This is a genomic window from Rickettsia japonica YH (assembly GCF_000283595.1).
Taxonomy (GTDB): Bacteria; Pseudomonadota; Alphaproteobacteria; order Rickettsiales; family Rickettsiaceae; genus Rickettsia; species Rickettsia rickettsii.
Genome location: NC_016050.1, coordinates 572,868 through 593,891 on the forward strand (window position 1 = coordinate 572,868; position 21,024 = coordinate 593,891).

The window sequence follows — 21,024 nt, forward strand, 5'->3', positions numbered from 1 at the left end:
TATATATCATCACTTCATTATAGCAAATTCCAAGAAATTTGCTATAATACAATTTCCTAATATGTAAAACATTATGATTAGTAAAATTAATTTTGTAAAAATGCATGGTCTCGGTAATGATTTTGTTATTGTTAACAAACGAGATTTATCAAGTTCATATGATTTATCGCAGTTAGCAAAAAATATGGCTGAGCGTCATACAGGTATCGGTTGCGATCAGTTCATTATTTATGAAGAGCATAATGATTTTTATGAAATGATTATATATAACATAGACGGCTCTAGTGCTAAATTATGCGGTAATGCTACAAGATGTTTAGCCAAGTTAATTTATCTTGATACGGGAAAGCAAGATATTACCGTAATGGTAGGCAATAAAAAATTGCTATGTAATGTCAATGATGAAAATAATATTAGCGTTAATGTAGGAAGCGTTAGTTTTAATGAAGCTTGGATGCCAAGTCGTGATAAAGTTTGGGAATTTGCAGAGCGTTATATGATTGATTTAAAGGAAACTATTTGCGTTGATATAGGTAATCCGCATGTAGTTATTTTTAGTAAGTTAGAACCTCAAGATCAAAAAATTGTCGGTGAACAATTGCAGGCTAAGGAATTATTCGCAGATGGGGTAAACGTTAATTTTGCTGAAGTAAAAGATAATAAAATCTATTTATCCGTTTGGGAGCGGGGGGTAGGGTTAACGCTTGCTTGCGGAAGTGGAGCTTGCGGTAGTTTTGCTGCCGGTTTAAAGCGCGGTTTTATCCATTCACCAAGTACTATAGTCTTTAAGCACGGTAACCTTACTATGAAAGAAGAAAACGGTAATATAATAATGCAAGGTGCAGCTACGCTTGTAGCACGTGGGGAATATTATTGTGAGCAATAATTTAAGACAAGACGTAGTAACATTTGGCTGTAGACTTAATATTTACGAAAGTGAGATAATACGAAAAAACTTGGAATTGTCGGGTATCGATAATGTAGCAATATTCAATACTTGTGCGGTAACTAAAGCAGCTGAGAAACAAGCAAGACAAGCTATACGCAAGGCTAAAAAAAATAATCCTGATTTAAAAATTATTGTTACCGGCTGTAGTGCTCAAACAAGTCCGCAAATGTACGGTAATATGCCGGAAGTTGACAAAGTTATAGGTAATGAAGAGAAGTTATTACCTAATTACTACCAAATTACCGATACAAAAATAACAGTTAACGATATAATGTCGGTGAAAGAGACGGCAAGTCATTTAGTAAGTAGCTTTGACGGTAAGTCTCGTGCTTTTATTCAGGTACAAAACGGTTGTGATCATTTTTGTACTTTCTGTATTATCCCTTATGGTAGAGGAAAAAGTAGATCAGTAGCAATAGGAGCTATAGCAGAGCAGATAAAGCATTTGGTATTAAACGGCTTTAAAGAAGTAGTTTTTACCGGTGTCGATGTCACGGCTTACGGTAGTGATTTGCCAGGAAGTCCAACATTCGCACAAATGATTAAACGAGTGTTGAATTTAGTCCCTGAATTAAAGAGGCTTAGATTATCTTCAATAGATGTTGCAGAAATAGATGATGAACTTTTTGAGCTTATAGCTTATAGTGAAAGGATAATGCCGCATTTTCATATTAGCTTGCAAGCAGGCGACGATATGATATTAAAACGTATGAAAAGACGTCATAATAGAGCGAACGTAATAGAGTTTTGTCGGAAGCTGCGGGCAATAAGACCGGAAGTATCTTTTGGTGCGGATATTATAGCTGGTTTTCCGACTGAAACCCCTGAAATGTTTGAAAATACAAGAAAATTAATTTCAGAAGCAGAATTACAATATTTACATGTTTTTCCTTATTCGGAAAGAGAAGGAACGCCTGCAGCACGTATGCCACAAGTACCTAAAAATATAAGAAAAGAAAGGGCAGAAATTTTAAGGCAAGAAGGGCAAAACCAGTTGACCGAATTCTTTAAAAAACATATAGGACAGAAAGTGGAGTTATTAGTAGAGAATAATAATATTGCCCATACCGAAAATTTTATTCCGGTAAAGCTAGATAAACCTTTAGAAATAGGGCAGATATTTAAAGCGAAGTTGGTGGGGATAGAAGAGAATTATATGAAGTGTATGTTGGTTTAACGTCATTGCAAGGAGGTATTGTTGTGTAGATACTGAAGGTCATCATTGTGAGGATCCGTAGGTGACGCGGCAACCCAGAAAATAATTAAAAAAAATTCTGTAAATCAGAATTTTTAACTGGATTGCTTCATCAATTGCTATGCAATTTCCTTGTAATGACGGATAAATAGGTCCACGCAACAATGCCCGCTCGCAATGACGTTCTACCGTACAATAAAAAATCAAAAACAAAAAAACAATCATGGAACATATAGAAACAATATTAAGGTTTGCTGAGGACAAAATCTTATTAGTACAAAACTTAAAAGCTCTGCAAGAATATAAAGTAGAATTTTTAGGCAAGAACGGTATAGTGACCGGTGAGCTTAAAAAATTAGGTAGTTTAAATGAACAGGAACGTAAAGAATTTGGCTTAAAAATCAATAAATTAAAAGATAAAATACAGAATATAATAAAAGCAAAAGAAGAAATTTTAGAGGAGCAGGAACTAAATTTTAAACTTGCTGCCGATAAAATTGATTTAACAATCCCTGCACGGAGATATAAACAAGGTTCTATTCATCCAATAACACAATGTAGTGAGGAGTTAATACAAGTATTTTCGCAGTTTGGTTTTACTATAGAAAATGGACCGAATATCGAGAATGATTTTCATAATTTTACCGCTCTCAATTTTGAAGATGATCATCCCGCAAGGCAAATGCATGATACTTTTTATTTGAAAAGTCAGGAAAATAATAAGCCGCTGTTATTACGTACTCATACCTCAACAGTGCAGATTAGAGCTATGAAAAACGGCAAACCGCCTTTTAGGTTTATAGCACCGGGTAGGACTTATAGATCGGATTCGGATATGACGCATACGCCAATGTTCCACCAAATAGAAGGGCTTGTTATGGATAAAAATATCAATATGGGACATTTAAAATATGTTATCACGGCATTTATAAAAAGCTTTTTTGAAAATTCTAATATTGAATTACGTTTTAGACCCAGCTTTTTTCCATTTACCGAACCTTCTGCCGAAGTTGATATTCGGATGAATAAAAACGATAAATGGCTTGAGGTCCTCGGTTGCGGGATGGTTCATCCAAACGTGCTTAAAAATGTTGGTATTGATAGCAGCGAGTATCAAGGTTTTGCTTTTGGGCTGGGAGTAGAGCGTTTTGCAATGTTAAAATATAATATCAAAGATTTAAGACAATTTTTTGAAGGAGATATGCGTTGGCTTAAACATTATAATTTTGGGAGCTTTGATATACCGAATTTAGCAGGAGGGCTTACGAAATGAAATTTACGTTATCATGGTTAAAACAATTTTTAGAGACATCGGCTTCAGTTACTGAAATTGCCGAAGCCCTAACAGCTATTGGCCTTGAAGTGGAAGAGGTGATAGATAAAGCGGCGGAATTACAAAAGTTTGAAGTAGCATATATTACAAATATTAAACCTCACCCGTCAGCTGATAAATTAAAGCTTTGTGATGTTGAGACTAAAAGCGGTATGCTGCAAATAGTTTGTGGTGCGCGTAATGCAAGAGCAGGTATAAAAGTAGTACTTGCAAATATCGGAATAGAAATACCAAACGGCAAATTTAAGATTAAGGAATCTGTTATTAGAGGCGAAAAAAGCTGTGGTATGCTTTGCTCTGAAGAGGAATTACTGCTAGCTTCAGAGTCTGAAGGGATTATAGAGCTATCTGAAGATGCCGTAGTTGGAGAGAATTTTACTAAATATTACGGTTTAGATGATCCTATATTTGTTATTAACGTTACTCCTAATCGTGGTGATGCACTTGGAGTTTACGGCATCGCAAGAGATTTAGCAGCTAAAGGAATAGGAATACTTAAAGAGCTAGAAATTTCGGCAATAAAGAGTACATTTATTTCTAAAATGAAGCTTAAAGTGCAAGATAAAGAAGCCTGTCCGTTATTTACTTTTAGAGAGATAAGAAATTTAAAAAATAAACCAAGCCCTGATTGGTTACGGAAATTATTAAAAAATGTTGGGGTAAAAACTATTTCAAGCTTAGTGGATGTAACAAATTATATTTCCTATAGCTTTGGGCAGCCGATGCATGCTTATGATGCAGATAGGATAAAAGGGGGAATTACTGTAGCACGTCATTGCGAGAAGCATAGCGACGAAGCAATCTCAGGACAACAAAATGAGATTGCCACGGCTGCTTTGCAGCCTCGCAATGACGTAGCTAAATGCCACGCCCTAAACGGCAAAGAATATTTACTTACAGAAAATGATTTAGTTATAAAAGATGAAAGCGGTATTCAAGGTCTGGCCGGTATCATTGGCGAGGCTGATAGTAGTTGTACTGATAGTACGACTAATATAATACTCGAGGCTGCTTGTTTTAATGCTAAAATGGTTGCAGCTAGCGGGCGAAGATTCCAAATTGATACGGATGCTAGATATCGTAATGAGCGTAATATCGATAGAAATTTTACTGAAAAGGCTTTGGATATAGCAACTAATCTTATTTTGTCAATATGCGGAAACGGTGAAGTATCGGAAGTAGTGAAAGTCGGTGAAAAAGAGTCACAAAAAAAACCTTTAGATTTTTCAGCATGTTATTTAGAAAAAATTACAGGAATTAAACTAAATATCAAAGCGATAGAAGCCATATTAAATAAACTAGGATTTATTACGGATGTTAAAGGTAAGATTATAAAGGTCATAGCTCCTTCTTGGCGTCACGATATAACTATTTTAGAAGATATAGCTGAAGAAATCGCTCGTATTTACGGCTATGATAAAATAGAGAGTATCAAATTACCCGAACTAGATCAAGATAATAATAAGCTAAGAGCGCATAAAAGAATATCTAGTTTTAAAAGGATATTAGCAAGCAAAGGCTATGATGAGGTAGTAACTAACTCTTTTATGAGTAGTGAAGATGCAAAGTTGTTTGCTGAATTAAAAGAAGAGTTATTTTTGCTTAATCCTATTAGTATAGGAGACAATTATATGCGTCCTACTATACTGCCGAATTTGTTAAGTATAGTAAGTAAAAATCTAGCACGCTCTATAAAAGATATGGCTTTTTTTGAAGTTGGACCAAGTTTTATAGATTTAAATACGGAAGCAACTTATTTGACAGCAATTATAAGCGGTTCATATAATAATAAAAATCCTCATTCGCTTGGACGAGGCTATGATGTTTTTGATCTTAAAGGCGATTTAGAGTTGGTAGCTGATTATGCAGGACTATCTATAGATAAATGTATAGCAACAAATGGGACAGCATTGCCACAATATTATCATCCAACTAGAGCAGTAAATATAGGGCTTGGTAAAAATTTATTAGGTCATTTTGGGCAGATACACCCTAAAATATTGAAATATTACGATATTAATCAGGAAATATTTGCATTCGAGCTAAATATTACGAATTTGCCGTTGATAAAAGCTAAATTTGGTAAAAGAGACGAATTTGCAGTATCGGATTTCCAAGCTAATTTTAGAGATTACGCATTTATTGTTGATCAAGATCATAGAGTCGGTGAAATAATATCATATATAAATAATTTTAATAAAAAGCTTGTCAAATCAGTTATATTATTTGATATTTATAGCGGTGATAAATTACCTGAAGGTAAAAAATCTATAGCGGTTAAAATAGAGCTACAAGCAGATGATCGGACGTTATCTGATACTGATTTAAATTCGTTCAGTAAAGATTTAGTTGCTGCCATCTCACAAAAATTTCAAGGAACATTAAGAGAATAACAATATGTTAAAATTAATAGTTGAAACAAAAACGTTAGTTCAGTCCCTAGGGTTCGCAAGTTCCGTTGTTGAAAAACGTAATGTAATACCTGAATATGCAAACATTAAATTATCGGCAAAAGACGGTAATCTAGAGCTTAGTTCTACTAATATGGATTTGTACTTAAGTCAAAAAATAGCAGTACAGGTAGTAAGTGAAGGTGAATGTACCGTTTCTACAAAAACTCTAAATGATATAGTCCGAAAACTTCCGGATTCCGAGCTTACATTAACAGATCTCGGTACAACGGGACTTGAGATCAAAGGAAAAAATTGTAAATTTAATTTATTTACTTTGCCGGTTAGTTCTTTTCCTGCAATGGATAGTATTAATCCTGAAGCAAGTTTTAAAATTTCCTGCACGGATTTTGCTAAAATAATCGAATCGACAAAATTTTCGATTTCTTTAGATGAAACTCGTTATAATTTAAATGGTGTTTATTTACACATAAAAGACAAAGAGTTTTGTTCGGCAAGTACCGATGGGCATAGACTTTCGATTTCATGGGTAACATTAGAAAAACAAATAAAGAATTTTGGAGTTATATTACCACAAAAAAGTGCAGAGGAAATTTTAAAAATCGTTAAAGATCCTAAAAATATAAATGAAGATATAGAAATTTTATTAAATAGCAATAAGATTAAATTTATATGTAACGAAAATACTATTATGCTATCAAAGCTTATAGACGGTACTTTCCCTGATTATAGTACTTTTATTCCGGAAAGCAGCAGCTCAAAATTAGTAATTAATCGAAAAATGTTTGCAGATAGTATAGAAAGGATAGCGATAATAACCGTTGAAAAATTTAGAGCAGTAAAATTATCGTTATCTCGTGAAACCTTAGAGATTAGTGCCGTCGGTGAAGCAAGAGGTAACGCAAAAGAGGTTATTAATTCTTCACAAGATAAGGAAAGTTTTTATGAATATAATAGTGATGAGTCTTTAGCTATAGGCTTTAACCCGCAATATTTGGAAGATGTCTTAAAAGTAGTGAAATCGGATTTAGTAGAACTATATTTTTCAGATGTTTCAGCACCGGTACTTATTAAATTTCCTGAGAATCCTAAAGATACTTTTGTCGTCATGCCTGTTAAGGTGTAAGTTTTATGAGAACCGGAATATATAAGCATTACAAAGAAAAATTATATTAAGTTATAGATACTGTAAAACATAAACTTTGCAAGAGTTATATGATAATTTCCAGCTTTTGGGTAAGGCCGCTTGAAATGTTTAATGAAAAGGTTTTATTACACGGCAAAAATATTCCACGTTTTGAATTTATTTCTGAGAAATAATTAAATCTGCCCTATATCATTCCCGCGTAGGTGGGCATGACATCGAGTGGGTTTTTTGAGCCATATAACAATGCCAAAGAACGGTGGGAAGAAATATTTTTTGACTAATAGTTAAAGCTTCTCTATTATTTACTTCAAGCACACTAATTAAATATTGGTTATGAAGCAAATTATCGGATTATTTTTTGTAATTATACTTAGTGCAATAAGTACTAGTATCTTAGCGGGTGATTATCCCAAAACAGAACGAGAGCAGAAATGGGACGAAGTAGGTTCTATAGCAGGTGAAGAAGGATTAGTTTTTAGACCGGGTAGGGTTAAGAATGAATCTACTAAAGCTGTAGGAGGTTCAGTTAATAAATATCTCTGGCAAGCAGCATTAGAGACTATAAGTGTTGCGCCTCTTGCATCAGCCGACTCAAACGGCGGCGTGATTATTACGGAATGGTATAGCCCACGTTCTAATCCTAATTTTCGATTTAAAATAAATATATTTATTAAAGACGATGTAATCAGCCCTGATTCAATCGAAGTGAAAGTATTTGAAGAAATGCTTAAAAATAAACAATGGGTACTTAATGAAAACACCTCAAATCTTGCTATCATGCTTGAAGATAAAATTTTAAGAAAAGCTAGAGATATATATATTAATAGTGTGAGGTAATAACAGTATTGCCGTCATTGCGAGGAAATTGCATAGCAATTGACGAAGCAATCTCAGGATATTTGATGAGATTGCCGTGCAGTCTACGACTGCTCGCAATGACAATGCAGTATATAAATTAAAAAAATATGAACCAAATAGAACAAAAATGGCAGTACATTTGGCAAGAAGAAAAAGCTTTTGAGGTATCAAACGCGAGTAGCAAGCCAAAATATTACGTACTTGAAATGCTGCCTTATCCTTCCGGTAAAATCCATGTAGGTCACGTACGCAACTATTCTATAGGTGATGTTATTGCAAGGTTTATGACTATGCAAGGTTTTAATGTGCTTCATCCGATGGGCTGGGATGCTTTCGGGCTACCTGCCGAAAATGCCGCAATAAAAAATAATTCTCACCCAAAAAAATGGACATATTCTAATATCGAGAATATGAAAAAGCAGCTAAAATCTATGGGCTTTTCTTATGATTGGTCTAGAGAGATAAATAGTTGCGATCCTGAGTATTATAAACATGAGCAGAAATTCTTTTTAGAGCTTTATGAACGAAATCTTGCTTATCAAAAAGAATCATTTGTTAATTGGGATCCGGTTGATAATACCGTGCTTGCGAATGAACAAGTTGTAGACGGGCGTGGTTGGCGTTCAGGTGCAATAGTTGCAAAACGTTATTTAAAGCAATGGTTCTTAAAAATCACCGATTATGCTGAAGAATTATTAAACGAAATTCAGAATTTAAAAGAGTGGCCTGAAGCTGTTCGGTCTATGCAAGAGAAATGGATAGGTAAATCGATAGGTGCTAATTTTCATTTCAAAATTAAGGATAATGAAGAGACTACTATAGAAGTATTCTCAACCAAACCTGAAACCATTTTTGGTGCTAGCTTTATAGGAATTGCCTTTAATCATCCAATAATAGAGCGGTTAGTTTCTAAAACACCTGAAATACTCGCTTTTATAACTAAATGCTCGCATATTACAAGAAGTAGCGAACTAGAAAAGGCTGAAAAGGAAGGTGTATTTACCGGTCTTTTTGTTACTCATCCTTTCGATTCAAATATAGTTTTACCGGTTATTATTACTAATTTTGTGCTAATGGATTATGGCACTGGTGCAATATTTGGTTGTCCTGCTCATGACGAACGTGACCATGAATTAGCTGTTAAAATGAATTTATCTATTAAACAAGTAATTAAAGCAGATATGGATGTACAAAAGACCGCTTATACGGAAGATGGCATTTTAATTAATTCGGATTTTCTAAACGGCTTAACTAGTAACGAAGCAAAACAAGAAGTCATCGGAGAATTTGAGAAACTAGGCATAGGTAAACGCAGCGTAAATTATCGTCTAAAAGATTGGGGGATTTCAAGGCAGCGCTTTTGGGGATGTCCTATTCCTATGATTCACTGCGAAACTTGTGGCATAGTGTCCGTACCTTACAAAGACTTACCCGTTACTTTACCTGATGATGTAAATTTTGATGGTCACGGTAATCCGCTTGATCATCATCCTAGTTGGAAACATGTTAATTGTCCGAAATGCGATAAGCCGGCTGTGCGTGAAACCGATACTTTTGATACATTTTTTGAATCATCTTGGTATTTTACGAGATATTGCAATAGCAATGCTACAGAGATGACTGATAAAAAAGCTTGTGATTACTGGCTACCGGTCGATAAATATATAGGTGGCATTGAACATGCGGTAATGCATTTATTATATGCAAGATTTTTCACAAAAGTAATGAACGAACAGAATTACGTAAGCGTTCGAGAGCCTTTTAAAGGGCTATTTACTCAAGGTATGGTGCTGCATGCCACTTACAAAGATGAACATAATAATTGGTTATATCCTGAAGAAGTAGTGAAAAAGGGTAATGAATTTTTTCATAAAGAAAGCAATAATAGAGTAGTGCAGGGGCGCATTGAAAAGATGAGTAAGTCTAAAAAGAATCTCATCGATCTTGAGACAATGCAAGAGCAATATGGGGCAGATGCTATTAGGCTTTTTGTACTGTCCGATAGTCCGCCTGAGAAAGATCTAGAATGGTCGACAAGCGGTATTGAAGGCTGCTCACGTTTTATTAATAAGCTTGAGTATATGTTTAAGGCAATAGATTCTTTAAAAGATGATGTGAATAGCGAGATTAATAAAGAGCTTAATAGGTTAGTACATTTTACAATAAAGCACGTCGCCGAAGATATAAAGCATTTTGCCCTAAACAGAGCAATAGCACGTATGCGCGAGCTTTCTAATGTTATATCTGCTGAAATATCCAAAGATAAAATTGATGTTAAAACCGTAAGGCATGGCTTTAATGTTTTAGTACAGCTACTAAATCCTTTTATCCCGCATATTACGGAAGAAATTTGGCAGAAGCTTGGCAATAAAGAGCGATTATATAATTTGTCTTTTCCTGCATTTGATGAATCAATGTTAGAGTTAGATACATATATTATTGCAGTGCAGGTTAACGGCAAACTCCGTGATACCTATGAGTTTAAAACGTCCGTAAGTGAAGATGAAATAAAGCAAGTTACCGTCAGTCTGCCAAAGGTACAGAAGTTCTTAGAAGGGAAAGAGCCGAAGAAGATTATCCTCGTTCCTCGTAAAATTGTGAATATACTCGTTTAATTTGGAAAATTGGCTACGTCGTTTTGGTAAGTCTTCGGATGCTCACGTATTAAGTATACGCTCCGCTCCTCGGCTTACAGACTCCTTGCTCTTTCCAAATTAAACTGCGTCTATCTACTTTTCATTTATCAGTTTGTTTTAAGTATATTATTTTTTGAATCTGTCATCCCGCGACTTGATCGCGGGATCTAGTTTAAAATACTAAAATTATTAGTACTTTAAGTTGTTTTTAAATACCGTGGTCAAGCTGCAGTATGACACCTAGCTGACTTTTATTGTATTACCACCATACTAACCCAAAAAAAGTAGTAGTATGACCTAAAACGACCTCCTTATGTTTATCTAATGAAGAAATTACTGCAATTATTATGGTAAGTACCTTTTGAAGCACCCTTATAACTCTGATAAGATGAAGTTTCATAATGCCTCTTCTCTAAGGTAATAGTAAATATTGTTTATTAGCATTAATACTTTATCTATTATATAATTGGCTGCCTACCAAAATGCGGCAAAAACACCGCCATCAATACTTAAAGTGTCTGCTTCTGTTTCACAAGTTATAATCCTAGTATAACAGAGGTTTGCTATACTATCTAGACTTAGATTTAAATCTGACTCTGAATCTAGCACTTCTATTTTTTTCTATTAGTCATAAAGATCCCTTTTTAGTTACTAATTAATTAAACTTTTTGTATAACTTGCGTCTAAGGGTAAATTTGTATGTCAATCCGGTACTCACATCCTCACGTATTTTATGTACGCTGCGGTGGCAAGTGTTTCCGTGTTTCCTTCAAATTCTTCCTTATTAGCTACATTATGCAATAAGTCTATTGTAGGCTCAGTAATTTAAAAAAATCAATTAGCTACTAATAGACTGTCTGTAATAAATTTTAACCGGTAATTTAATTTTTTTTTGCTGTAAATTATAAGATTTTTTTGGAATAGGAACTGCTATTTCTGCAAAAATCTTCAATTATTAATTAAAATTTATTACAGATAGACTATTAAATAGTGCGCCCGATTTTATACCTGAAGTCAATAAATGGTATTAATAAATTAATGCATGAAAATATCGATTTCATTCCAACCGATAAGGTCTAAATTAGCTCTTATCGGTAAAAAACGGAAAATATCTTGGGCAAGTTCATACCTATTTTCTTTAAGTAGCATTTTTTGTAAAATATCTTTTAACTGATGCAAATAAAGCACATCTTTTGCTGCATATTCTTTTTGTTCTGAAGATAAATTATCCGCACCCCAATAGGAAGATTGTTGTTGTTTTGAAATATTTATATTAAGCAATTCTCGGCACAAATCCTTAAGCCCATGACTATCGGTATAAGTTCTAACTAGTTTTGAAGATATTTTAGTACAAAAGATATTTTCTAAATCTATATTTAAATATTTTTTTATGGATGCTAGATCAAATCTAGCAAAATGAAATATCTTGCATCTAGTTTTATCTAGTAATAATGCTTTTACATTAGGAGCTGTATAATCTTGATTTGTAAAATGAACAAGATGAGCTTCACCATTGCCATTACTAAATTGTAGCAAACATAGTTTATCTCTATGTAGATTTAGTCCCATTGTCTCGGTATCTATAGCTAGATCTCCTTCAAGTTCAAAATTATTAGGTAGGTCGTTTTGATAAATTTTTATAGTCATAAATGATTTTTAATTCCTTTTAATCAATAATGTTGTTGTGCGGATCGAAAAACGTGTTCTGTGTCATACCGTGGCTTGACCACGGTATCCAAAAAAAAATTAAAAAAGACTGGATCCCGCGATCAAGTAGCTGGATGACAACAAAGTTTTGTTATTGGTGATTAAACACCTGCTCATTTGGAGCAGCTACTCCTAAAACTTTCTTTGCTTGTTCTTCTAACATATCTTTATTTAGAGATTCCGTTCGAAGTAATTTGACGTTATGCTCAAGTTCTACTCTTTCTGCTCGTAAGCCTTTTAGTTCATCATAAGCTTTTTCAAGCTGCCTATTTACTTTTAAATATGCAATAATCCCTTTGTTACCATATATGCAATGAAAAACAAAATATCCAAGCAGTAAAGCTAAAAAGATATTTAAAATTATTTTTTTAGAATGATTATTTAAATATATTATCATAAATATATATTCATAAGAAATAATATCAGAGCGGTTAAAATAATACTATCAAATCTGTCTAGCACTCCTCCATGACCGGGTATTATATGACCGCTATCTTTAATATTAAATTTTCGCTTAAAATATGAAATAAATAAATCACTTAATTGAGCTATTAATGCTAATATGCAACTAATTATAAACAAATAAATTTTATTTGAAAAATAGTAATTTTCAATATGAAAGTTTGGTATAAAACTAACTAATACCGCAACTAAACCTGCTGATAATACTCCCGTCACTAAACCACTCCAGGTTTTTTTAGGACTAAGTTTCGGAGCAAGTTTTGCTCCTTTAAAAGTTTTGCCGCCAATCATAGCGAAAGTATCTACCGACCACATTATGCAAAAATAAAGCATAATAAGCCATCTATTGGTATCTTCCATACTTAAAAATATTAATAGGCTTATAGGAATCGGAATAATAATTAGCCCGATTAATAGATCAGGAATAGAAGAGTAGGTCATATTATACCATTCACTTAACATTCCCGTACCTACTAATATCATTAGAATATAGAATAAAGGCTTACACCATAATATAGCTACGACAAATAACGGAACTAAAACTATACCGGACAGGATTCTTAAATATATGTTTGATTTTTGTTTATCTTTTACCAAATGTTCTTTTTCTTTTTGAGTAATCATGTATAGCTTCTTGTATATCATATTTATTAAAATCAGGCCAATATTTGGGTGAGAAATATAATTCAGCATAAGCTGCTTGCCAAAGCAAGAAATTACTGATGCGATAAACCCCGCCCGGTCTTATTAATAAATCTACATCCGGCATTTCAGGATCATATAAAGCGTGTTGTATATCGCTGTCACTTACTGCTTTTTTACCGCTTGTAATAATTTTTGTGCAGGCATCAACTATTTCTTGACGACTTCCATAACTAAAAGCTATACAAAGCGTTATTTTATTATTATTTTTTGTTAATGCTATAGCATTATTTATTTGTTTTTGCAATGAGCTACTTAATAAATTAAGCCTACCTATTACTTTTATTTTAACGCCGTTTTTATGTAAATTATTTAATTCGGTTTTTAAATAAATACTTAATAATTTTATTAAGAAATCTACTTCCGTGCTTGAGCGTTGCCAATTTTCGGAAGAGAAAGTATATAAAGTTATATAAGGTATGTTAAGGTTAATAAACTCAGGCAGTAATTCACGAATTTTATCGGCTCCTGCTTTATGCCCTTCAGATTTTGTTAAGTTATGCTGATCTGCCCAACGAGCATTACCGTCCATTATTATTGCTAAATGTTTTATGTTAGTCATTATTTTATATTTTAGATGTTGCTGCATGGATCGATTTTTCCGTCATTGCAAGCAACTGCAAGGAGCGTGGCAATCTCATGAAACAATATAAAATTTCTGAGATTGTCACGCCCTTGGCTTTGCCTATCCTTGTAATGACGATTTGGTATCTACACGGGAATGACATCGGTAGTCATATTTTAGGTATTTCGATTCTTACCGATAGCCCGCCTAAATCCTTGCTATCTTCTAAATAAATAGAGCCTTTATGATCGTTTATTATTTCTTTAGTAATAGCAAGCCCAAGTCCTACGTTACTTGCATTATCAAGCTGTCTTGCTTTATCTGATCTATAAAACGGTTTAAATACAAGGTGTGTTTCCGTATCATCTATACCGGGACCGTTATCCTCAATAATTATAGCTACGGTAGATGAATTATCTTTTGAGGATATCTTAATTTTAGTTCCATATTTTATAGCGTTACCGATTAAATTAGACAAGGCTCTTTCAAAAGAATTCGGCTTAATGCATACTTCTAGTTTATCTAAATTAGTAGATTTTATAAATTCAATATTTACATGTGACCATTTGTTAAAAAAACGTTCCATCCAAGGTAATAATAAAATGTCTTCAAATTCTTCTTTACTTTCACCTTTAGCAAAATCTAAATAAGAATTTATCATTTGCTGCATAGTTAATATATCTTGTTTTAACCCTTCGATTTCTTCGCTTTCTTCCATCAATTCAAGTTGTAGCTTCATTCTTGTTAAAGGAGTTCTAAGGTCATGAGAAATCATAGCAAGCATAGTGGTTTTTTTAGTAATTTGTTTTTCAATACGAGCTTTCATTTTTAAAAAAGCAAGCCCTGCTTTTCTTATTTCTAAGGCTCCTGAAGGTTTGAAATTTTTGCCTTTTAAAACACCTCGACCAAATTTATCCATGCTATCCGCAAGAGTGAGTATTGATTTAATTTGATTTTTGGAGAAAATAATAGAAACAGAAAGTAATATAACAGTTAAAGATATAATCCATAAAACAAATATATATACTGTAGGATTAAGTAGTAACTTTGCAGGAAAAGTAATATATAATACTCCATCTTTTAATTCTAAAAATACTTCAATTTTATTTTCCTTATTTAGTTTAACTATATTTTTTTCATGGATTTTTGTAGCTAAAATATTTTTGAATATAGTTAAAGGTTCACCTAATTTAGGTTGTTTTATAGATAACTTTTTATTAAGCTGAAACTGATAAGATAAATTAAGATAATTTTCCGATAAATGGGTTATCTCTCTTGAATTATTTCTATGTTCTTTAATCAATGATTCTATTTCATTGATAATAATAGTACTAGTATAATATGAAACATTATACCAATGACGATCGTAAAACAAAAATATAGCAACGATTTGTCCTATTAAAATCGGAATGATTATAATAAACATAAACCGTACAAATAATGTTCTCGGTAAAGCATATTTCAAAGAGCTTGATACAAGCGAATTTTTCAAGACTCGTCTGTGCTCACGTATTTTTATACGCTGTGTAGGCTCGCTTTTAAATTCATCCTGTCTGAAGCTCTTTGAAATATGCTGTAATAATTTAGATATAAAGTGCATAGCCCTCATTACGCACGGTTTTTAAATATTTCGGCTCTTTTGGGTTGTCTTCTATTTTGCTTCTTATTCTTGTAATTTGTACATCGATAGAACGTATGCTAAGACCTCCCATTATTTTTGACAGTTCAAAACGACTAGTAGATTTACCGGAATTTTTTATTAATATCTCAAGTAATTTTTGTTCAGTAGAGCTAAGAGATACAATTTGATTATTCTTGGTAAATTCTTTTGTATCGGCATTATAAAAATTATTGCCGAATTTAATTATATTCGTTTCTTTTTTAAAGTTATTATAATTATTGATTAAGTTATTTATCCGAAGTAATAATTCTCTTGGTTCAAAAGGTTTAGTTATATAATCAGAGGCACCGGCTTCAAGTCCTTTAACACGGTCATCGGCTTCCGATAAAGCAGTAAGCATAACTATAGGAATATTATTACCGGCATCCCTTATAGTAGTAGCAAAATCAAGCCCTGTTATTTCAGGTAACATAACATCTAAAATAATTAAATCATAATTAGAAGTTTTTAATAGATTTTTAGCTTCTATGACTGAACTTGCCGTTGATACTAAAAATGCATTTTTATTTAAAAATTGCTTTAAAAGTGCTAATATTCTGCTATCATCATCAACGATTAAAATATGTGCTTTGTATGTATGCATGTATACTCGTTTAATTTTAAAAAATTGTATTTCACTATTGTCATCCCGTGGCTTGACCACGGGATCTTATGTCGCAGGCTGTGTTCTGAGATCCTGCGATCAAGTCGCGGGATGACGTTAAATACTACTGGATTTACGCTTTCGCAGGAATGACATAAGAACTACGGCCATATAGCTCATGACGATTGACAATACTTTAATATAAATATAGGTTAATGACAATGATAAAACTAGAGCAAATTGTTTGGCATGTTTGGATTAACGGTGATTTAGTTCCTTATCAATTTGCAAGGATTCATGTTTTGACTCATAGCCTGCATTATTCAGGATCGGTATTTGAGGGTGAGAGAGCTTATAACGGCAAAGTTTTTAAACTAAAAGAACATACGGCAAGATTAATAAAATCAGCAGAAGCATTAGGTTTGAAAGCACCTTATAATGTAGACGAGATAATAAAAGCTCATGAACTTGTAATAAAACAAAATAATATTAAGGATGCATATATAAGACCGCTTATTTGGTGCGGAGACGAGTCGCTAAATATCACTAATCAGTATTTATCTACTAATCTTTTGATTGCTGGTATTCCATCTATGCTGAGGTCTTTTGAGAAAGGTATAAATTTGCATGTAAGCCGCTGGCGTAAAGCAATGCCTGATAGCACCCCGGTACAATCTAAATCTGCAGCTCAATATAATATGGCAATAACGAGTAAAAAAGAAGCTAAGGCTCTTGGCTATGATGATGCATTATTACTTGATTATGAAGGGTATATTGCTGAATGCACTACAACAAATATTTTCTTTGTTAAAGATAAAATATTATATACTCCAATTGCCGATAGGTTTTTAAACGGTATAACAAGACAGACTATTATTGAAATTGCAAAAGATTTAGGTCTAGAAGTAAAAGAAGAGCGTTTAAAATTAGAGCAAATAGAGGATTTTACCGGATGTTTTGTTACAGGCACGGCAATTGAGGTACAAAATATTGATTCTATAGATCTTGGCAATAAAAAGATTATTTTTGATGATCATAAAATTGCAGATCGTTTGAAAGAAGAGTATAGGCGTGTTGTTAGGGAGTAGAAAAAATATCATTGCGAGGAGGTATTGTCTTTGTATGGATACCGAGTCGTCATTGCGAGCAGTCGTAGACTGCGTGGCAATCTCATGAAATAATAACAAACTCCTGAGATTGCTTCGTCGAATTACTACGTAATTCTTCTCGCAATGACGATTTAATAAGCTAAACAATTAAAATCAAAAAAATCATGCATAACATATTTAAAGGTTTAATTACCGCACTTATAACACCTTTTAAAGATAATAAGTTAGACTTATATGCTTTAGAGAGAATTGTAAAACATCAAATAAAGCATGAAGTCGATGCAGTATTAATTGCAGGCTCAACGGGAGAAAGTAGTAGTTTAAGCTTTGAAGAATATAAATTATTACTGCAAACTAGCGTAGAAATCGTTAATAAGTGTATTCCTATAATAAGTGGGTGTTCATCAAATAATACTACTTATGCAAGAGCACTTGCAGCGGAATCTACAAAAATCGGCGTAGATGGTTTTATGGCTAGTCCACCATCTTATGTCAAACCTACCCAACACGGGATTTATAAGCATTTTGAAGCATTGCATGAAGCGTGTAATCTACCTATTATGTTATATTCAGCTCCAACTAGAAGCGGAGTAGATTTTTCTGATGAGACAATATTGAGACTTAGCAAACTACCGCGTATTTTAGCATTAAAAGATTGTGGTGTAGATTTAGAACGTCCATTGCGGATCAGAGCAACAGTTAAAAAGGATTTCAATATTTTAACCGGTAATGATGAAGTAGTCTTAGCTTTTAACGCTCAAGGTGGGGTAGGGTGGACTTCTGTAGCCTCTAATATTGTTCCTAATATATGTAAAGAGCTATTAGAAAAATGGAATAAGAACGATACTAAAGGAGCATTAGAAATCCATCAGAAATTACTACCTTTATATACAGCATTATTTGTAGAATCTAATCCGATTCCGATAAAATATGCTGCACATTATTTAGGTTTATGTGAAAATGAAATTAGACCCCCATTAACTGAAGCAAGCGATAGTGCCAAAAAACAAATTGAAAACATCATAACATCACTATCTATAAAAATATGACCGAATATAAGAAAGTTATTGCACAAAATAAGAAATCCCTTTTTAATTATTTTATTGAAGAAAGATTAGAAGCGGGTATTGTATTAAAGGGTAGTGAAGTACAGTCTCTGCGTCAAGGCAAAGCTTCTATAGAAGAAAGTTATGCGGCAGATACCGAACATGAGGTATTTTTGTATAACTGCCATATTGCAGAATATGAAAAAGCGAATAGATTTAATCATGTTACTCGTAGACCGCGTAAATTATTGTTGCATACTAAAGAGATAAAGAAAATTATCGGTAGAATTAGAATAAAAGGTTATACGCTAGTAGCTCTTTCTATGTATTTTAATAAAAAAAATAAAGTGAAAGTTGAACTTGGTATTGCTAAAGGTAAGAAATTACATGATAAAAGAGAGTCAATTAAAGAAAAAGACTGGAAAAGAGATCAGAGCAGATTAATAAGACAGAAGTAATGGACTTTGCTACACCGGATGACAAGCCGGCTTTGTTACATAGCTCGTTTTATGTCATTCCCGCGAAAGCGGGATGACATATAGAATTACTTAGACTTTAGGAAGATATAAAATTTTTAAAAAAGGTATTTATGCAGCATATTATAGGTAAAATATTGGTTATATTTATAGTTGTAATAGGAGTTTTATTTGTTTTCAAAACAATGAAAACTTATTCTACAAATCCGGTTTCCGTTGAGGTTAAACAAAGCGAAGATGCAAGAAAATGTGAAGAGGAAAGAGTACAAGAAATAATCAAAGATTATTTGCTTAAAACTCCGGAAATAATAATAGAATCAATAGAAGGGTTGCAAAAACGTAAAGTACAGGAAAATGAGACTAAAGTTAATAACTATCTAAAAGATAATAAGTTAAGTATTGAAGATAGCACAAGCTTTCCTGTTATAGGAAATAAAGACGGTGATGTAACAATAATTGCTTTTTATGATTACAATTGTTCTTATTGTAAAAAAGGCGATGTTTCTATAAATGAATTATTGCAAAACGATCCAAAAGTTAAAGTTGTATTAAGACCACTTCCTATCCTGGGAGATGCTTCCGAATATCTTGCAAGAATAGTTTTAGCCGTTTATAAGGTTAATCCAAGTAAATTCAAAGCTGTTCATGATGAATTAATAAAAATAAGAGATGTTTCTAAGGAATCTATAAAAGAATTATTAACTGAGAATGGCTTAAATGCTACGGAAATTGAAGAAATTGCCGATAGCAATGAGATTACAGATTTAATTACTCAAAATATGAAAATAGCTAGAAGTCTGAGAATGCAAGGAGTACCTGCGTATATAATCGATTCAGAATTAATACCTGGGTTAATAGATTTCTCACAATTATTAAATATAGTTAAAGAAATTAGGTATAATAAGAGTTTTTAAGAATTGTTGTGTAGACCAGTAAATGCTTTTTATGTTATTCCCGCGAAAGCATTGTTGCATGGATACCAAATCATCATTGTGAGGAACGAAGCGACGTGGCAATCTTGTCAAGCATCCTGAGATTGCTTCGTCAATTACTTACGTAATTTCCTCGCAATGACGACCTTCAGTCTCCACGCAACAAGGCCTAGTAGGAATGACAGCAATTGCTCTTGAATAACTTTAGCCTTTATTTAGTAAATCTAACATAGTTTTACCGATATCGGCAGGGGATCTAGTGATAGTTACGCCGGCACTTTGTAGAGTTTCAAGCTTATCTTCTGCACTTCCTGTTCCTCCGACAATAATAGCTCCGGCATGTCCCATTCTTTTACCTGGAGGTGCTGTAATACCTGCAATAAAGCTTACTATAGGTTTCTTGATTTTTGACTGCTTGATAAACTCAGCTGCATCTTCTTCTGCATTACCGCCAATTTCACCGATCATAATAATTGCTTTTGTTTCATCATCTTTCAAAAACATCTCAATACAATCAACAAAATTAGTGCCGTTAACAGGATCACCGCCTATACCGACACACGTAGATTGTCCAAGTCCTACTGCTGTTGTCTGTGCTACTGCTTCATAAGTTAGAGTACCTGATCTTGAAACAATACCTATAGTTCCTCTTTTATGAATATGCCCAGGCATAATACCGATTTTACATTCACCCGGTGTGATAACTCCAGGGCAGTTAGGACCGATTAATCTAGTTTTAGAACCGACTAAAGCACGTTTTACTTTCACCATATCAAGCACCGGAATTCCTTCCGTTATACATACTACTACTTCAATTTCGGCATCGATTGCTTCTAATATCGAATCAGCGGCAAAGCCGGGCGGAACATATATAACGCTTGCATTTGCACCGGTTTTTGCTTTTGCTTCATGTACGGTATTATATACAGGTAAATCAAGGTGAGTATGACCGCCTTTGCCAGGTGTAACACCGCCAACCATGTTAGTGCCGTACGCTATCGCTTGTTCAGAGTGAAAAGTTCCTTGTGAACCAGTAAAACCCTGACAGATAACTTGTGTTTTTTTATTTATTAATATTGCCATGTTAAATAATGTTTATTGTTTTTATTTTACTTTGATGTCATCCCGCGACTTGGTCGCGTGATCCAGTCCTTTTTGAATTTTTTGATGGACACTGTGGTCAAGCCACGGTATGACACTGAACTGGTTTTTCGAGCCATACAACAAGGTCA

The 21,024-nt window shown here is 33.4% G+C and carries 21 protein-coding genes and 2 pseudogenes; 12 read left to right on the forward strand and 11 right to left on the reverse strand.

All coding sequences use genetic code 11. The features are described 5' to 3' along the window. The first annotated feature begins 73 nt into the window (after positions 1-73). From dapF to leuS, 8 genes are all read left to right on the forward strand, one after another. Positions 74-886: a diaminopimelate epimerase gene (gene dapF / locus RJP_RS03065; RefSeq protein ID WP_014120763.1), complete on the forward strand. Its 813-nt coding sequence runs from the start codon at positions 74-76 to the stop codon at positions 884-886. After that, a complete protein-coding gene (mtaB, locus tag RJP_RS03070) occupies positions 861-2,126 on the forward strand; it encodes a tRNA (N(6)-L-threonylcarbamoyladenosine(37)-C(2))-methylthiotransferase MtaB (RefSeq protein WP_014120764.1) in 1,266 nt (421 codons plus the stop codon). The genes dapF and mtaB overlap by 26 nt, the downstream gene beginning before the upstream one ends. Before the next feature lie 241 nt (positions 2,127-2,367). Beyond that, positions 2,368-3,417 carry a phenylalanine--tRNA ligase subunit alpha gene (gene pheS, locus RJP_RS03075; RefSeq protein ID WP_014120765.1) on the forward strand — a complete coding sequence of 350 codons (1,050 nt, stop codon included), beginning with the start codon at positions 2,368-2,370 and terminating at the stop codon, positions 3,415-3,417. Beyond that, a complete protein-coding gene (gene pheT, locus RJP_RS03080) occupies positions 3,414-5,870 on the forward strand; it encodes a phenylalanine--tRNA ligase subunit beta (RefSeq protein ID WP_014120766.1) in 2,457 nt (818 codons plus the stop codon). Before pheS ends, pheT begins: the two co-directional genes overlap by 4 nt. Positions 5,871-5,874: 4 nt before the next feature. Further along, positions 5,875-7,014 (forward strand): DNA polymerase III subunit beta, encoded by a 1,140-nt coding sequence (dnaN, locus tag RJP_RS03085; RefSeq protein WP_014120767.1) that lies wholly within the window; start codon positions 5,875-5,877, stop codon positions 7,012-7,014. 89 nt (positions 7,015-7,103) lie between these two features. After that, positions 7,104-7,208 (forward strand): DUF1653 domain-containing protein, encoded by a 105-nt coding sequence (locus tag RJP_RS10425; RefSeq protein ID WP_014410669.1) that lies wholly within the window; start codon positions 7,104-7,106, stop codon positions 7,206-7,208. Between the two features lie 160 nt (positions 7,209-7,368). Beyond that, a complete protein-coding gene (locus RJP_RS03095; protein WP_024704540.1) occupies positions 7,369-7,872 on the forward strand; it encodes a DUF3576 domain-containing protein in 504 nt (167 codons plus the stop codon). A gap of 128 nt (positions 7,873-8,000) precedes the next feature. Continuing rightward, positions 8,001-10,508, forward strand: coding sequence for a leucine--tRNA ligase (gene leuS / locus RJP_RS03100; RefSeq protein WP_014120769.1), 2,508 nt, complete (start codon positions 8,001-8,003; stop codon positions 10,506-10,508). Here leuS and RJP_RS10430 read toward each other — a convergent pair. The 10 genes and pseudogenes from RJP_RS10430 to RJP_RS03130 all read right to left on the reverse strand — a co-directional run. Further along, positions 10,505-10,601 (reverse strand): annotated as a pseudogene (locus RJP_RS10430) (palindromic element RPE5 domain-containing protein); the annotation flags it as partial. The gene leuS and the pseudogene RJP_RS10430 overlap by 4 nt on opposite strands. Positions 10,602-10,788: 187 nt before the next feature. Continuing rightward, positions 10,789-10,929, reverse strand: coding sequence for a hypothetical protein (locus RJP_RS09320; RefSeq protein WP_155983344.1), 141 nt, complete (start codon positions 10,927-10,929; stop codon positions 10,789-10,791). Between the two features lie 74 nt (positions 10,930-11,003). Further along, positions 11,004-11,138 (reverse strand): hypothetical protein, encoded by a 135-nt coding sequence (locus tag RJP_RS11015; RefSeq protein WP_261792627.1) that lies wholly within the window; start codon positions 11,136-11,138, stop codon positions 11,004-11,006. 48 nt (positions 11,139-11,186) lie between these two features. Next, positions 11,187-11,354 (reverse strand): annotated as a pseudogene (locus RJP_RS11550) (palindromic element RPE1 domain-containing protein); the annotation flags it as partial. A 210-nt stretch (positions 11,355-11,564) separates the two neighbouring features. After that, a complete protein-coding gene (locus RJP_RS03105; RefSeq protein ID WP_014014281.1) occupies positions 11,565-12,176 on the reverse strand; it encodes a ribonuclease D in 612 nt (203 codons plus the stop codon). 151 nt (positions 12,177-12,327) lie between these two features. Then, positions 12,328-12,633: an FtsB family cell division protein gene (locus tag RJP_RS03110; protein WP_014014282.1), complete on the reverse strand. Its 306-nt coding sequence runs from the start codon at positions 12,631-12,633 to the stop codon at positions 12,328-12,330. After that, entirely contained in the window at positions 12,630-13,322 is a 693-nt protein-coding gene (locus tag RJP_RS03115) for a phosphatidate cytidylyltransferase (RefSeq protein ID WP_014120770.1), read from the reverse strand. The genes RJP_RS03110 and RJP_RS03115 overlap by 4 nt, the downstream gene beginning before the upstream one ends. Beyond that, positions 13,282-13,989, reverse strand: a complete 708-nt coding sequence (uppS, locus tag RJP_RS03120) for a polyprenyl diphosphate synthase (protein ID WP_014120771.1) — start codon at positions 13,987-13,989, stop codon at positions 13,282-13,284. The genes RJP_RS03115 and uppS overlap by 41 nt, the downstream gene beginning before the upstream one ends. Before the next feature lie 145 nt (positions 13,990-14,134). Beyond that, positions 14,135-15,565, reverse strand: coding sequence for a palindromic element RPE3 domain-containing protein (locus RJP_RS03125; RefSeq protein ID WP_024704543.1), 1,431 nt, complete (start codon positions 15,563-15,565; stop codon positions 14,135-14,137). Then, entirely contained in the window at positions 15,549-16,229 is a 681-nt protein-coding gene (locus RJP_RS03130; protein ID WP_014120773.1) for a response regulator transcription factor, read from the reverse strand. The genes RJP_RS03125 and RJP_RS03130 overlap by 17 nt, the downstream gene beginning before the upstream one ends. A gap of 215 nt (positions 16,230-16,444) precedes the next feature. On the opposite strand from RJP_RS03130, the gene RJP_RS03135 reads away from it, so the two are divergent. From RJP_RS03135 to RJP_RS03150, 4 genes are all read left to right on the forward strand, one after another. Next, positions 16,445-17,317 carry a branched-chain amino acid transaminase gene (locus RJP_RS03135; RefSeq protein WP_014120774.1) on the forward strand — a complete coding sequence of 291 codons (873 nt, stop codon included), beginning with the start codon at positions 16,445-16,447 and terminating at the stop codon, positions 17,315-17,317. Positions 17,318-17,502: 185 nt separating this feature from the next. Continuing rightward, entirely contained in the window at positions 17,503-18,387 is an 885-nt protein-coding gene (gene dapA / locus RJP_RS03140; protein ID WP_004995750.1) for a 4-hydroxy-tetrahydrodipicolinate synthase, read from the forward strand. Beyond that, a complete protein-coding gene (gene smpB / locus RJP_RS03145; protein WP_014120775.1) occupies positions 18,384-18,842 on the forward strand; it encodes an SsrA-binding protein SmpB in 459 nt (152 codons plus the stop codon). The genes dapA and smpB overlap by 4 nt, the downstream gene beginning before the upstream one ends. Before the next feature lie 131 nt (positions 18,843-18,973). After that, positions 18,974-19,774 (forward strand): DsbA family protein, encoded by an 801-nt coding sequence (locus RJP_RS03150; RefSeq protein WP_014120776.1) that lies wholly within the window; start codon positions 18,974-18,976, stop codon positions 19,772-19,774. Between the two features lie 222 nt (positions 19,775-19,996). Here the strand turns inward: RJP_RS03150 and sucD are convergent, their stop codons facing one another. Continuing rightward, positions 19,997-20,875, reverse strand: a complete 879-nt coding sequence (sucD, locus tag RJP_RS03155) for a succinate--CoA ligase subunit alpha (RefSeq protein WP_014014291.1) — start codon at positions 20,873-20,875, stop codon at positions 19,997-19,999. Positions 20,876-21,024 lie beyond the last annotated feature (149 nt).